The sequence below is a fragment of the Azospirillum picis genome (genome assembly GCF_017876115.1).
In the GTDB taxonomy this organism is placed as follows: domain Bacteria; phylum Pseudomonadota; class Alphaproteobacteria; order Azospirillales; family Azospirillaceae; genus Azospirillum; species Azospirillum picis.
Genome location: NZ_JAGINO010000005.1, coordinates 1 through 14053, shown reverse-complemented (window position 1 = coordinate 14053; position 14053 = coordinate 1). Strand labels below are relative to the sequence as shown.

Annotated in this window: 10 protein-coding genes; 9 read left to right on the top strand and 1 reads right to left on the bottom strand. The window is 70.1% G+C overall.

What is annotated here, in order from left to right; all coding sequences use genetic code 11:
- Positions 1-90 precede the first annotated feature (90 nt).
- The 4 genes from J2850_RS08995 (at position 91) to J2850_RS08980 (ending at position 7400) form a co-directional block, all read left to right on the top strand.
- Entirely contained in the window at positions 91-624 is a 534-nt protein-coding gene (locus J2850_RS08995; protein ID WP_209980790.1) for a hypothetical protein, read from the top strand.
- Positions 625-712: 88 nt separating this feature from the next.
- Complete coding sequence (locus J2850_RS08990) at positions 713-1012, top strand: hypothetical protein (protein ID WP_209980788.1); 300 nt, start codon at positions 713-715, stop codon at positions 1010-1012.
- Positions 1013-1133: 121 nt separating this feature from the next.
- Entirely contained in the window at positions 1134-2294 is a 1161-nt protein-coding gene (locus J2850_RS08985; RefSeq protein WP_209980786.1) for an aminotransferase, read from the top strand.
- Positions 2295-2603: 309 nt separating this feature from the next.
- Positions 2604-7400 carry an alpha-2-macroglobulin family protein gene (locus J2850_RS08980; protein ID WP_246512935.1) on the top strand — a complete coding sequence of 1599 codons (4797 nt, stop codon included), beginning with the start codon at positions 2604-2606 and terminating at the stop codon, positions 7398-7400.
- Positions 7401-7631: 231 nt separating this feature from the next.
- On the opposite strand, the gene J2850_RS08975 is transcribed toward J2850_RS08980, so the two are convergent.
- Entirely contained in the window at positions 7632-8678 is a 1047-nt protein-coding gene (locus J2850_RS08975; RefSeq protein WP_209980782.1) for a LacI family DNA-binding transcriptional regulator, read from the bottom strand.
- A gap of 234 nt (positions 8679-8912) precedes the next feature.
- Between J2850_RS08975 and J2850_RS08970 the strand changes: the two genes are divergently transcribed.
- The 5 genes from J2850_RS08970 to J2850_RS08950 all read left to right on the top strand — a co-directional run bounded on the left by J2850_RS08970 (position 8913) and on the right by J2850_RS08950 (position 13863).
- Entirely contained in the window at positions 8913-9935 is a 1023-nt protein-coding gene (locus tag J2850_RS08970) for a TRAP transporter substrate-binding protein (protein ID WP_209980781.1), read from the top strand.
- A 126-nt stretch (positions 9936-10061) separates the two neighbouring features.
- Positions 10062-10973: a ribokinase gene (locus tag J2850_RS08965; protein WP_209980779.1), complete on the top strand. Its 912-nt coding sequence runs from the start codon at positions 10062-10064 to the stop codon at positions 10971-10973.
- Positions 10974-11006: 33 nt separating this feature from the next.
- A complete protein-coding gene (locus J2850_RS08960; RefSeq protein WP_209980776.1) occupies positions 11007-11945 on the top strand; it encodes a dihydrodipicolinate synthase family protein in 939 nt (312 codons plus the stop codon).
- Positions 11946-12002: 57 nt separating this feature from the next.
- Positions 12003-12560, top strand: a complete 558-nt coding sequence (locus J2850_RS08955; RefSeq protein WP_211113846.1) for a TRAP transporter small permease — start codon at positions 12003-12005, stop codon at positions 12558-12560.
- A gap of 22 nt (positions 12561-12582) precedes the next feature.
- Positions 12583-13863 (top strand): TRAP transporter large permease subunit, encoded by a 1281-nt coding sequence (locus J2850_RS08950; protein WP_209980774.1) that lies wholly within the window; start codon positions 12583-12585, stop codon positions 13861-13863.
- The last annotated feature ends 190 nt before the right edge of the window (positions 13864-14053 follow it).

The following is a 14053-nucleotide window of genomic DNA, read 5'->3' as shown; positions in this document are numbered from 1 at the left end:
GCGGACTGGTGTAGGCTTTGCCGGGCATGGGCCGTTGCTGCGCTGGGCGGCTTGGTCCCTGGCCGCGCAAAGGCTTGACGGGAGGCGGATATGTCGGTGTGGCGCCGCTATCTGGTGAAGGACGGGTCGGGACGTCTCGTCGACCTGCCGAGCCATCTGCTCGACTGTGCCGACGACGGCACGGCCCCGCTGCCGCATTTTGCCGGGCGCTGCGTGGAAATGGTGGCCGCGGTGATCGTCGGCGACCGGCGGTCGCACGCGCGGGTGACCGAACTGGCCTTCACCAAGCTCTATTTCGACCGGTCCGGCTTCGTCGATGCCGACAAGCGCGAGCGGATGATCCGCCTGATGCTGGAGAGCTGCGCCGACCGCCGTTGCGGCCCGCAGGATCGGGGTGGGGAGCGGGACTGCGGCGGCGATGCGGGCGTGGAAGCAGGCTCGGAAGCCGGGGGCGCTCGGGCCGAGTGCGCCGGGCTGGCGCGCCGGGCCGGTGCTGCGCGCGCCCAGTTGTCGCGCGAGTTCCGTTGGAAGCCGGCCCCGGCGGAGCGCGATGCGGCACTCTGGCGGCTCGATCCGGCGCGCCTGACCCGTAGCGCACCCGCCGTTCCGGCGGCCCTGCACTGAATCCTCCCCGGAAGGGGAGGGGGCTTCCAAGTGGGCAGGCCGGGGCCATATGAAAGGTCCCGGCATCCAGGAGCCTTTCGAACCGCTGATGAGTGAACCGGAGACCGCATCCACGCTTTCGCTTGCCCGCATCCGCCAGCTCGCGCTGATCGGTGCCGGCTGCGTGATCATCCTGCTGGGCGTCGCCATCGCCCCCCTGCCGGGACCCGGCGGGCTGCCGGTGATCCTGTTGGGTGGCGTGCTGGTCCTGCGCAATTCCGCCGACGCGCGCCGCCTGTTCGTCCGCAGCAAGCGCCGCTATCCGCGGCTGTTCGCGCCGGTCGAGCATATCCGCCAGAAATTGCGCGCCCGTCGCAAGCGGAAGATGGAGCGCGACGCCGCGCCCTGACCCGTCCGGCTGAGTGCCGGCGGTGACGGGCCGGACAGCCCAGCCCCGCGCGGGTGCCTCTGGACAGTGCCGCCCCGCTGCCGCCATCCTGACCGCCGTCTCGCATCAGGAGGTTCTTGCGGTGAAGTCGGGCAACGCGCTGCTGTCCAGTTATGGCACCACCATCTTCGAGGTCATGTCCCGCCTGTCGGAGGAGCATGGCGCCATCAACCTCGGCCAGGGTTTCCCCGACGACCGCGGGCCGGCCGACGTGCTGCAGAAGGCGTCCGACGCCCTGCTCGACGGCTGGAACCAGTACCCGTCGATGATGGGCACGCCCGACCTGCGCCAAGCCCTCGCCGGCCATGCCCAGCGCTTCTACGGGCTGGACGTCGACTGGAAGACGGAGACGATGGTCACCTCGGGCGCCACCGAGGCGCTGACCGCCTGCCTGCTCGGCCTGATCAACCCGGGCGACGAGGTGGTGCTGTTCCAGCCGATGTACGACAGCTACCTGCCGATCATCCGTCTGGCCGGCGGCGTGCCGCGCTTCGTCTCGCTCAAGGCGCCGGACTGGAGCTTCACGCGCGCCGACCTGGAGGCCGCCTTCTCGCCGCGCACCAAGCTGGTGCTGATCAACGACCCGCTCAACCCGGCCGCCAAGGTCTTCGACCGTGCCGAGCTGGAGCTGATCGCCGAGTTCGTGCAGCGGCACGATGCGCTGGCGGTCTGTGACGAGGTCTACGAGCACATCATCTTCGACGGGCGCCGCCACATCCCGCTGATGACGCTGCCGGGAATGCGCGACCGCTGCCTGAAGATCGGCTCGGCCGGCAAGACCTTCTCGCTGACGGGCTGGAAGGTCGGCTACGTCACCGCCGCCCCCCACCTGCTGCAGCCGGTGGCGAAGGCCCACCAGTTCCTGACCTTCACCACCCCGCCGAACCTGCAGGCGGCGGTCGCCTACGGCCTCGGCAAGGAGGAGGGGTATTTCACCGGCCTCGCCGAGGGGCTGCAGGCCAAGCGCGACCGGCTGTCGGCCGGGCTGCGATCCGCCGGGTTCGAGGTTTTGCCCGGCTCCGGCACCTACTTCGTCGTCACCGACATCTCCCGTTTCGGCTTCGACGGCGACGACCAGGAGTTCTGCCGCTGGCTGGTGGCGGAAGCGAAGGTCGCGGCCATCCCTGTTAGCGCCTTCTTCGTGGAGAATGCGCCGACCAACGTCGTCCGCTTCTGCTTCTCGAAGAAGGACGAGGTGATCGACGAGGCGATCGCCAGGCTGCGCCGGCGCTTCGCCGCCTGACGGCGGCACCGGTCGCCGCTGACGGCGCCGGTGCGAATTTCCTTTTTCCGACGGCGGCTTGGCCTGGCCGGCCAATCTGCGGGCCGCCGTCGCAAAGCCATGGCGAAACCCCAGGCGCTTCGGCATACTCCGCGCCGGTTTCGTCCAGGTCCGAGCCGCCGCCAGGACCGTTCCCATAGGGGAACGTTCCGGTTCGCGCGGTACCGGACCCACCCGGGGAATTGGGGCCTGTCCAGAATGTTGCGTGCGCTCGCGCGTGTCTGTGCCGTTTTCATCGCGTGCTCCGGCACTGTCGCGGCCGGAGGGGTGATGGTCACCGGGGGCGTTGCCGCCCCCGTGCTGGCCGCCGACCTGCCGGCCGAACCGGTCCCCTTCGGCGTCTCCGGCGTCGAGGTGGTGGCGGAACGCGACACGCCCCAGGCCTGCTTCACCTTCACCGATCGGCTGGAGCGCTCGCGCGCGGTGAACTACCGCGACTATGTCGAGGTGCAGCCCGACGTCGACGGCGCCGCCATCGCCCGCGACCGCACGCTGTGCGTGGAAGGCCTGCGCCATGGCGAGAGCTATCGCATCACGCTGAAGGACGGGTTGCCCGGCGCCGACGGCAAGCGGCTGCCGGCCGCCGACAGCCGTGACGTCCAGGTGCCCAACCGCAAGCCGTCGCTGGCCTTCCGCGGTGCCGGCTACATCCTGCCGCGGGTCGGGTCGGAAGGCCTGCCGCTGCGCTCCATCAACCTGGACCGCGCGAAGCTGCAGGTCCTGCGCATCGCCGACCGGGCGCTGGTGGAGAAGATCTATTTCGGCCGCATCACCCAGCAGATGACCGATTACGACATCGGCGAGATCCTGGACAAATCGGGCCAGGAGGTGTGGCGGGGCGAGATCGGGATCGGCAACCAGCCGAACCGCACGGTCACCACCGCCTTTCCCATCGATGCCGTGCTGGGCAAGCTGGAGCCGGGGGTCTATGTCGCCGTCGCCGGTGCCGACGAGATCAAGCCCGGCGGCTGGGACCGCAAGGCGACCCAGTGGTTCGTCGTCTCCGACCTCGGCCTGAACACGATCATGGGCGAGGAGTCGCTGGTCGTCTTCGCCCGCTCCGCCGGCAGCGCCGCCCCGGCCGCCGGTGTCGAGCTCCGGCTGGTCGCCCGCAACGGCGCCGAGCTGGCACGCGTCCAGACCGGTGAGGACGGGCTCGGCCGATTCGACCTCGCCGCGCTGCGCGCCGCCGGGACCGAGCCGGTCCAGGCGCTGTTCGCCGCCCGCGGCGACGGCGACTTCGCCGTGCTCGACCTCACCGCCGGCGGGGTGCCGCCGGCCGACACGCCGGAGAAGGCGCCGCCGGTCCGGCCGGCGACCGGCGGGCTGGATGCCTGGCTCTATACCGAACGCGGCATCTACCGGCCGGGCGAGACGGTCCAGTTGACGGCCCTGCTGCGAGATGCCGACCTGAATCCGCCGCCGGGCGGCAAGCCGCTGACCATCCGCGTCCTCCGGCCCGACGGCTTCGAGGTGGAGCGGCGGACCCTGGCCGATTCGGGCGCCGGCGGCTACGCCACCCGCATCGACCTGGGGATGAACGCCTATCCCGGCACCTGGAGCGTCACCGCCCACGCCGAGCCCGATGGCCCGGCGGTCGGCAAGGCCGAGTTCCTGCTGGAGGATTTCGTCCCACCCCGGCTCGACGTCCGCCTCGCGTCGCCGACCGCCGAGCTCGCCGCCGACGGCGAGGCCGACATCGCGCTCGACGGCCATTACCTCTACGGCGCCCCGGCGGCCGGGCTGCCCGGCGAGCTGACGGTGACCCTGCGCGCCGCCGCCAATCCCTATCCGCAGTTTCCCGGCTATCATTTCGGCCTGGCGCAGGAGGATGTGAGGGCGGCGCGCGCCGATCTTCCGGGATTCGTCACCGATGCCGCCGGTTCGGCCCGGCTGAAGGTGAAGCTGCCGCGCCCGCCGGACAGCACCCGCCCGCTCGAGGCGGTGGTGCGTGCCACCCTGTTCGACATCGGTGGCCGTCCGGTCGGCCGCGACTTCGTCCTGCCGGTGCGCCATCAGCCTTTCGCTGTCGGCATCAAGCCGCGCTTCGAGGGCGACGGCGTGCCGGAAGGCGCCACCGCCGGTTTCGACGTGATCGCACTTGGCCCCGACGGCAAGCCCGCCGACCGTCCCGACCTCTCCTACGAGCTGTTCGAGGAGGAGTACGACTATGCCTGGTACGAGGCGAACGGCCGCTGGGACTACAAGGTCACGGTGAAGGACCAGCGCGTCACCGGCGGCACCCTGTCGGCCAAGGCCGACGGGCCGGTCGCCGTCGAGACGCCGGTCGCCGCGGGCCGCTACCGGCTGGAGGTCTTCGACCCCAAGACCGGAGTCGCCAGCAGCCTGCGGTTCGCCGCCGGCTGGTGGATGACCCCGACCGCCGGCGAACGGCCGGACGCCGTCGAGCTTTCGGTGATGATGCCCTCCTACCGCGCCGGCGACAGCGCCTGGGTCTTCGTCAAGCCGCCCTATGACAGCCAGGTCCTGGTGGCGGTCGCCGACCGTGGCGTCACCTATGCCGTCACCCGCGCCATCGGTCCGGACGGCGCCTTCCTGGAGATCCCGGTGGGGCAGGGCTGGACCAGCGGCGCCTACGTGCTCGCGACCGCCTTCGCCACCACCGATCCGGGGTCCCGCAAGCCGCCGCGCCGCGCGGTCGGGCTGTCCTGGCTGGCGATGGACAAGGCGCCGCGCACGCTGGACGTCCGCCTGTCGGCACCGGCGGAGGCGGAGCCGCGCCGGGCGATGACCGCCGAGGTGGCGGTGGACGGGGTGGCGGAAGGCGGTCAGGCCTACCTCACGCTGGCCGTCGTCGACGAGTCGGTGATGCAGTTGACCGACCAGCCGTCGCCGGATCCGGCCCGCCATTACCTCGGCAAGCGGCCGCTGAACGTCGAGCTCCGCGATTCCTTCGGGCGCCTGATCGATCCGGCCGGGCTGGACAGCACGCGGCCGCCGGCGCTGCCGGCACCGCGCCTGCGCCAGATCGCCGGGCTGGTGCCGCCGAAGTCGGAGCGGGTGGTTTCACTCTTTTCCGGCATCGTGACCGTCGGCGCCGAGGGCAAGGTTTCCGTTCCCTTCGACCTGCCGGACTTCCAGGGCCGCCTGCGGCTTATGGCGGTGGCATGGAGCGATGGCCGCATCGGCCATGCCGAAAGCCAGGTTCTCGTGCGTGATCCGGTTGTCGCCGACGCGGTGCTGCCGCGCTTCCTCGCCCCCGGCGATTCGGCACAGGTGCTGCTGTCGCTCGACAACCTCAATGGCCCGGACGGCGACTACCGCATGACCCTGAGCGCCGGCGGTGCCGTGGCCATCGTCCCGGGCCGGGATGCCGGTACCGGCGCTGCCGGCAACGGTGATGCCGCCGGCATTGCCGATGGAGACGGCGCCGGCACCGCGCTGTCGGTGCCGAAGCTCGTGCGTGGCAAGCGCGCGACGGCCGGCCGCGTGCTGACCGCCACCGCGGCCGGCGCCGGGCACGTGACGCTGGACGTCACCGGTCCGAATGGCGTCCGCGTCACCCGGCGCTGGGACGTGACCGTTCGGCCCGCCTCGCCGATGCAGTCCCGCCGCGCCGCGGCGGCGCTGCCGACCGACAAGGCCCTGACCGTGCCGGCCGACATCGCCGCCGGCCTGCGGCCGGAGACGGTCGCGGCCGGCGCCATGATTGCGCCGCTTCCGGATCTGGACGTCCCCGGCCTGCTCTTCGCCCTCGACCGTGCGGCCCCCGGCGGGGCCGAGCCGACGGCCAGCCGCATACTGCCGCTGCTGTCGATGAGCGGCGAGGCCGCAGCACTCGGCATCGCGCCGGAGGATCAGGTCAAGGCGCGGGTCCAACGCGGCATCGACCGGCTGCTCGGCTTCCAGCGGCTGGACGGTGCCTTTGCCGGCTGGTCGCCGAAGGGGGATCTCGATCCCTGGCTCACCGCCTACGTCGTGGACGTGCTCGGTCGTGCCCGGGCGGCGGGATACCGCGTCCCCGACCAGCCCTACCGCAAGGGCCTGGACTGGCTGAAGCAGGCGATCGACAACGCCTGGGTGGAGACCGCGGACCTGCCGGGCCGCGCCTATGCGCTCTATGTCCTCGCCCGGGCGAAGATGATCGATGCCGGGGCGGTGCGCTATTTCCGCGAGGTGTACTGGGACCAGCTCCAGACCGACTTCGGCCGGGCGCAGATCGCGGCCGCGGCGGCATCGCTCGGCGACCAGGGCGGTGCGGCCGACGCCTTCTCCAGGCTGACCGGCGCCCGCATGGTGACCGCCAGCCTGCGCGACCATGGCTCGTCCCTGCGCGACGAGGCCGGCGTGGTGGCGCTGATGGCCGAGAGCGGGGTGGTGGACCGCGACCGCATCTTCCAGGCGGCCGACCGCGTGGCGAAGACCTTCGCCGCCGTCCGCACCACCAACCCGCAGGAGCGGGCGTGGCTGCTGCTGGCGGCGCGGGCGCTGATCGAGCGCGCCGCTCCGATGAAGCTGGCGATCGACGACCAGACCGTTGAGAATGCCAAGCCGCAGATCCAGCGCATCGACCCGGCGAACCCGCCGGCGATCCGCAACCTCGGCGGCGAGGTCAGGCAGGTCGTCTCGGTCGCCGGCGTTCCCGACCAGCCGGCTGCCGCCGAGGAACAGGGCATGACCATCCGCCGCCGCCTGTTCGACATGGCCGGGCGCCCGGCGGACCCGGCCGGCGTGCGGCACAACGACCTGCTGGTGGTGATCCTCGAAGGCGAGGTCAACGACCCGCTCGACCACTCGGTCCTGGTCAGCGATCCGCTCCCTGCCGGCTTCGAGATCGAGAATGTCCGGCTCGCCAACAGCGGCCAGCTCGGCAGGCTGTCCTGGCTCGGCGAGCTGTCGACCGTCCGCAACGTCGAGTTCCGCGACGACCGTTTCGTCGCCGCGGTCGATCTTGCCAAGGCGTCGCCGCGCTTCCGCCTGGTCTATCTGGTCCGTGCCGTGACCCCCGGCGACTTCGCGGTTCCGGGTGCCCAGGTGGAGGACCTCCAGCGCCCGCACCTGTCGGCCCGCACGGCGGTTTCCCGCCTGCGCGTCCTGGCGGAATGACCGGCGGCCGCTGCCGGGTCCGGAAGGCTCCACCTGCCCGGGCCCGGTGATGGCCATGATCGGCCAGAGTGCGTTCGCTTCAAGCGGAACCGCTTGAAGCGTGACTCACAGGGAAAACCAAAAGCTTAGAGCCTGTCTGGTGCTCCAATATGCATCACGCAGGCTCTAGGATGCCGCGCACCGTGCCGCCTCCGCCGGCAATGGCCCTCGGCCGGTTGCCGGGGCCTCCGTTCAGGCCCCGCGGGCAGGGGCCAGCGCGCCCGTGGTTCCACGGAGCACGAGCGTCGGGACCAGCGGCGGCGCCGGTGTCGGGCTCTCCCCCTGCAGGCAGGAGAGCAGGTAGGCGGCGGCGCGCCGGCCGATCTCATGGTTGTCGATGTGCATCGTGGTCAGCGGCGGATCCATCTGGCGGCTGATGGCGATGTCGTCGAAGCCGGTGATCGCCAGGTCCCGCGGTACGGCCAGCCCCATCGCCCGTGCTTCCAGCAGCGCGCCGATCGCCAGATAGTCGTTGCCGCAGATCAGTGCCGTCGGCCGCGGCGCCGTTTCCAGCATGGCGCGGACGCTCTGCCGGCCGAAGTCGATGCTCCACTCCCCTTCGTACAGATGCTGCGGGCGGATGCCGAGGCCCCGCTCGGCCAGCGCGTCGCGTATCCCGTCGAGGCGGTCGGCGACGCGATCGTTGCCGGTGGTGGGCTGGATGATGACGCCGATCACCTCATGCCCATCGTCGAGCAGGTGCCGCGCGATCTTGCGGAAGGCCTGCCGGTTGTCGAAGCCGATGCAGGGATGCGGGCTGCCGGGGCGATGGCTGTAGGTGACGACATAGGGGATGTGCCGCGCCTGGATGTCGGCGAACAGGTCCGGCTTGTGGGATTCGCCAACGATGGCCAGCGCCTCGACCCCGCGCGCCAGCATGGCCTGGACGTCGCTGCGGGCCTGGTCCTGGTTGTAGTTGAAGCAGCTCAGCAGCAGCGTGATCCCGCGCTCGGCGAAGGCGGTCTGCATCGCCCCGACCTGGGCGGCGAAGACCTCGTTGTCGAGCGTCGGGATCACCGCCCCGACGATCGAGCTGCGGCGCCTGGCCAGCGCGCTTCCGGCGGCATGCGGCATCCAGCCCATCGCCTTGGCGGCGGCCAGCACCCGCTCGCGGATCGGCGGGGCCACCTTCTCTGGGCTGTTGAAGACGCGCGATACGGTGGCGATGGACACCTCCGCCGCCGCCGCCACATCCACCGCGCGAGGCGGGCGCTTGGGCTTCGGCTCACGCTCTGACATCGGTGACTTCTCCATGGAACGAGCCGGCGTGCGGGTGCGCCTGCCGGTTGAAGGGCGCCTATCTGAAAGCGGTTACATATCCCCCGACACTGCGTCAAGTTTGCTGTTGCATCAGTTTGAGCCCCCAGCTATGTAAGCGCTTACATCGATGACGGAGAGCCGGCATCCCCAGCTCCCGGCACCCGGCAACGTGCAAAGGCCCGCCCGTGAACGGGCCGCAACAGGAGGAATGCGATGCGTAACGGTCTGTCTGGATTTCTGGCGGGTGCCCTGACGGCGGGCGTTCTCCTGTTCGGCGGCGCTGCTGCCGCGGCCGAGATCGGCGCGCATACGATGAAGTTGGCGAGTGCCGGAGCCGACGGGTCGCCGCTGGCGATGGGCATGGCCAAGTTCGCCGAGATCGTGAAGGCGAAGAGCGGCGGCAAGATCAAGGTGCAGCTCTTCACCAACGGCGTGCTGGGCGGCGACGTGCAGATGATCTCGGCGCTCCAGGGCGGGATCGTCGAGATGACCGTGCTGAACGCCGGCCTGCTCGCCAGCCTCGACGACAGCTTCGTGCTGGTCGACCTGCCGTTCCAGTTCGACACGCCGCGGGAAGCCGATGCGGTCATGGACGGCCCGGTGGGCAAGGCCCTGCTGGACAAGCTGTCGCCCAAGGGGCTGGTCGGCCTCGGCTACTGGGAGCTGGGCTTCCGCCAGTTGACCAACAGCCGGCATCCGGTGGCGTCCGTCGAGGACATCGCCGGCCTGAAGATCCGCGTGGTCCAGTCGCCGATCTACATCGACCTGTTCAACACGCTGGGCGCCAACGCCGTGCCCCTGCCCTTCCCCGAGGTCTACACCGCCCTGGAGAGCAGGACGGTCGACGGGCAGGAGAACCCCGCCCCCAGCATCCTGACCGCCAAGCTGAACGAGGTGCAGAAGTACCTGACGCTCAGCAACCACATGTACAACCCGCAGGCCGTGCTGATCGGCGCCAAGTTCTGGAACCGGCTGAACGAGGACGAGCGCAAGCTTATCCAGGACGCGGCGCTCGAGGCCCGCGACTATGAGCGCAACGTCTCCCGCGAGCAGGCCGGCAAGGCGGTCGAGGAACTGCAGTCCCGCGGCATGGTCGTGAACGAACTGGCGCCGGCCGAGATCGAGAAGTTCCGCGCGAAGATCCAGCCGGTGGTGGAGAAGTTCTCGCAGAAGGTCGACCCGGCCCTGCTGGCGCAGGCACGTGCGGAGATCGCCAAGGCGCGCGCCGCCCAGTGATCCTGCGAACAGTGATCCTGCGAACAGTGATCCCGCGACCTTGATCCTGCGAACATAGATCCTGCGTCTCGCGACCGCGCGGCCCCGGCCGGCGCGGTCCGGCGCCTTCACCGGCGGAACACAGCCATGATCGTCGTCTTCGGATCGATCAACCTCGACCTCATCTTCGCGATGGATGGCCTGCCGTCGGCGGGGCAGACCCTGCTGGCGCGCTCGCTCGACCTGCATCCCGGCGGTAAGGGCGCGAACCAGGCGGTCGCCGCCGCCCGCGACGGCGCCGCCGTCACGATGGCCGGCGCGGTCGGCAGCGACGGCCTGAGGGAAACCGCCCTGTCCGGCCTTCGCCGCGCCGGGGCCGACCTGTCCCGTGTGGCGGTCGCCGACCGGGCGACCGGCACCGCGGCCATCTGCACCGACGCCGCCGGGCGCAACCAGATCGTCGTCGCCGGCGGGGCTAACCTGCAGGCGCGCGCCGATCAGGTCGAGGACGCGCTGCTCGCCCCCGGCACCGTCCTGCTGGTGCAGATGGAGACGGATCCGGGCGAATGCGCGGCGCTGATCCTGCGCGCCAAACGGCTCGGCGCCCGGATCATCCTCAATCTCGCGCCCGCTGCCCCGCTGCCGCCGCCGGTGCTGGACGCCGTCGACATCCTGGTGGTGAACGAGGATGAGGCTGCATGGCTGGGTACCCATCTGGGCTGCGCCGGCGATGCGGAGGCATTGTCCGCCCGGTTGGGCGGTACCGTGATCCGCACGCTTGGCGGCGACGGAGTGGAATGGGCCGGGACCGAGGGCGGAGGGCGCCGCCCCGCCCCCCGGGTGGTCGCGCGCGACACCACCGGCGCCGGCGACTGCTTCGTCGGCGTCCTTGCCGCAGAGCTGGATCGTGGCCGGCCGCTTGCCGATGCGATCCACCGCGCCTCCTGTGCCGCCTCGCTGTCCTGCACGCGGGCCGGCGGGCAGGCGAGCCTGCCGACCGCTGCGGAGACCGATGCGGCACTCGCCGGCATCCCGGACGCCGCCGTTCGACTCACCTGATTTTGCACTCCCTCCCGATTGGAAGAGCCACCCATGGCGCAGCGCATTGACGGCATCATCCCTGTGATGCTGACCCCCTTCACCGATGCCGGCGAGATCGATTATCCCGGACTGGTCCGGCTGACCGAATGGTACCTGGCCAACGGCGTCGACGCCCTGTTCGCCGTCTGCCAGTCCAGCGAGATGCAGTTCCTGTCGCTGGACGAGCGGGTGAAGCTCGCGGAATTCGTCGTCGCCACCGTCGCGGGCCGGGTGCCGGTGGTGGTGTCGGGCCATATCAGCGACGACCTCGACGCCCAGGTGGAGGAGTTGACGGCGATGGCGGCCACCGGCGGCGATGCGCTGGTGCTGGTCACCAACCACCTCGATCCGAAGAACGAGGGAACCGAGGCGTTCCGCCGCCACTTGGCGCATCTGCTGGACCGCCTGCCGCGCGATGTCCCGCTGGGCCTCTATGAATGCCCGGCGCCCTACCGTCGCCTGCTGAGCGACGAGGAACTGCGGCTGTGCATCGACACCGGCCGCTTCGTCCTGCTGAAGGACGTGAGCTGCGACCTGGACACGGTCAAGCGCCGGCTGCGGATCGCCGAAGGCTCCGGGCTGGCGATCGTCAACGCCAACGCCGCGATCGCGCGTGACGCCATGCGGGCCGGATCGCCGGGCTTCACCGGTGTCTTCACCAACATCCATCCCGATCTCTATCGCTGGATGCGGCTGTCGGGCGACCGTCATCCCGAACTTGCGGACGAGCTGGCCACGTTCCTGGTGGTGGCCGCCGTATCGGAAGCGCTTGGCTATCCGGCCTTCGCCAAGATGTATCATCAGCGCATCGGGACCTTCGGGTCGATCCGCTGCCGGGTGATCCAGTACGACGTGCGCGAGCGCTTCTGGGCGGTCGACGCCGTGCTCGACAAGGTGATCGAGGGAACCGACCGCTTCCGCGCGAAGATCGCGGCCCTGCCCGGCGAATGATCCAGGGCCGGCCGGCCACGGCCGGGGGACGGTAAGCAAGACCATGAGGAGGAGCGCATGGGCCGGGTAATCGGGCGGGTGATCGACGGGTATGTCTTCGTTCTGAAGGTCGCGATGGTGGCCTGCCTGGCCGGCATGCTGGTGCTGGTTTTCGGCAACGTGGTGCTGCGCTACGGCTTCAACAGCGGCATCACGGTGTCGGAAGAGGTGTCGCGCCTCCTCTTCGTCTGGATGACCTTCATGGGCGCGGTCGTCGCCTTGCACAGGCAGGGGCACCTCGGCATGGACAGCCTGGTGGCCGTCCTGCCCAGGATGGGGCGGCTCGTCTGCTTCGTCGCCAGCCATCTGCTGATGGTCTACGCGACGTGGCTGCTGCTCAGCGGAAGCTGGGACCAGACCCTCATCAACCTGGACGTCACGGCGCCCGCCACCGGGATCTCGATGGGCTTCTTCTACGGATCCGGCGTGATGTTCGGCGTCCTGGCGCTGGTGATCCTCGTCACCAACCTCGTCCGCGCCGTGGCCGGCCGCCTCACCGACAACGAACTGATCATGGTGACGGAGTCGGAGGAAACGGTGGAAAACGACGCCGCCCCAACCGGCCGTCACGCCTGACCGCCGAGCGAAGGAGCTTGCCATGACCGTAACCGTCTTCCTCGGCTCGCTGCTCGGCGCCATGGCCATCGGCACGCCGATCGCGTTCGCCCTGCTGCTGTGCGGCGTCGCGCTGATGGTCCACCTCGACCTGTTCGACGCCCAGATCGTGGCGCAGAACGTCATCAACGGCGCCGACAGCTTCCCGCTGGTCGCAGTGCCCTTCTTCATGCTGGCGGGCGAGGTGATGAACGCCGGCGGCCTGTCCCGCCGCATCGTTGCCGTGGCGATGACGCTGGTCGGCCACGTGCGCGGCGGGCTCGGCTATGTCGCCATCCTCGCCTCCTGCATCCTGGCCAGCCTGTCCGGCTCGGCGGTGGCCGATGCCGCCGCCCTGTCGGCGCTGCTGGTGCCGATGATGGTGCGGGCCGGCCATGACAAGGCACGGTCCTGCGGTCTGATTGCCGCCGGCGGCATCATCGCGCCGATCATCCCGCCCAGCGTCGGCTTCATCATCTTCGGCGTCGCGGCCAACGTGTCTATCACCAAGCTGTTCCTGGCCGGCATCGTGCCGGGCCTGATGCTTGGACTGGCGCTGGTTGTCGCCTGGTGGATCGTGGTCCGCAACGAGGATCTGGCCCCGCCGCCGCGCGCGTCGAGGGCGGAGGTGCTGGGCGCGGTGAAGGATGGGTTCTGGGCGCTGCTGCTGCCGGCCATCATCATCTTCGGCCTGAAGTTCGGCATCTTCACCCCGACGGAAGCGGCGGTCGTCGCCGCGGTCTACGCCCTGTTCGTCGCCGTCGTGATCTATCGCGAACTGAAGCTGTCGCAGCTTTTCGACCTGTTTGCGTCGGCGGCCACCACCACGGCCGTCGTGATGTTCCTGGTCGCCGCCGCCATGGTGTCGGCCTGGATGATCACCATCGCCAACCTGCCGGACCAGGTCGCCGACCTGCTTGAACCGTTCATGGGCAGTCCCGTGCTGCTGATGGCGGCCATCATGGTGCTGGTGGTGATCGTCGGAACGGCGATGGACATGACTCCGACGATCCTGATCCTGACGCCGGTGCTGATGCCGGTGATCAAGCAGGCCGGCATCGATCCCGTTTACTTCGGCGTGCTGTTCATCATCAACAACGCCATCGGCCTGATCACCCCGCCGGTCGGCACCGTCCTGAATGTCGTGGCAGGCGTTGCCAGGCTCAACATGGGAAGCCTCATGCGCGGCGTCTGGCCTTTCCTGCTAGCGCAGCTTCTGATGCTGGCCCTGCTGGTCCTGTTCCCGTCCCTGGTGACCGTCCCCGCCCGCTGGTTCGCCGGCTGAGGGCATAGGGCGGCCGGCCGCTGCACGCCGCCGGACCCTCTGCCCTCCGGGAGGGCGGAAGGTCCGGACGGGGTGAAATCCCGATGGCCCCCTAGCAGGCTGCTGAAAAACACCCTTCCCGGCGCGGCATGGTTGTGATTCGCTTTCCCTGCGGTGGTCAGGTGAGGTCACGGGTATGCGCGGACGGCAG

Coding starts and splice junctions, on each gene's coding strand:
- J2850_RS08975 (WP_209980782.1), bottom strand. CDS start 8,678: ATGTCAGAGCGTGAGCCGAAGCCCAAGCGCCCGCCTCGCGCGGTGGAT.
- J2850_RS08980 (WP_246512935.1), top strand. CDS start 2,604: ATGGTCACCGGGGGCGTTGCCGCCCCCGTGCTGGCCGCCGACCTGCCG.
- J2850_RS08995 (WP_209980790.1), top strand. CDS start 91: ATGTCGGTGTGGCGCCGCTATCTGGTGAAGGACGGGTCGGGACGTCTC.
- J2850_RS08965 (WP_209980779.1), top strand. CDS start 10,062: ATGATCGTCGTCTTCGGATCGATCAACCTCGACCTCATCTTCGCGATG.
- J2850_RS08950 (WP_209980774.1), top strand. CDS start 12,583: ATGACCGTAACCGTCTTCCTCGGCTCGCTGCTCGGCGCCATGGCCATC.
- J2850_RS08970 (WP_209980781.1), top strand. CDS start 8,913: ATGCGTAACGGTCTGTCTGGATTTCTGGCGGGTGCCCTGACGGCGGGC.
- J2850_RS08990 (WP_209980788.1), top strand. CDS start 713: ATGAGTGAACCGGAGACCGCATCCACGCTTTCGCTTGCCCGCATCCGC.
- J2850_RS08960 (WP_209980776.1), top strand. CDS start 11,007: ATGGCGCAGCGCATTGACGGCATCATCCCTGTGATGCTGACCCCCTTC.
- J2850_RS08955 (WP_211113846.1), top strand. CDS start 12,003: ATGGGCCGGGTAATCGGGCGGGTGATCGACGGGTATGTCTTCGTTCTG.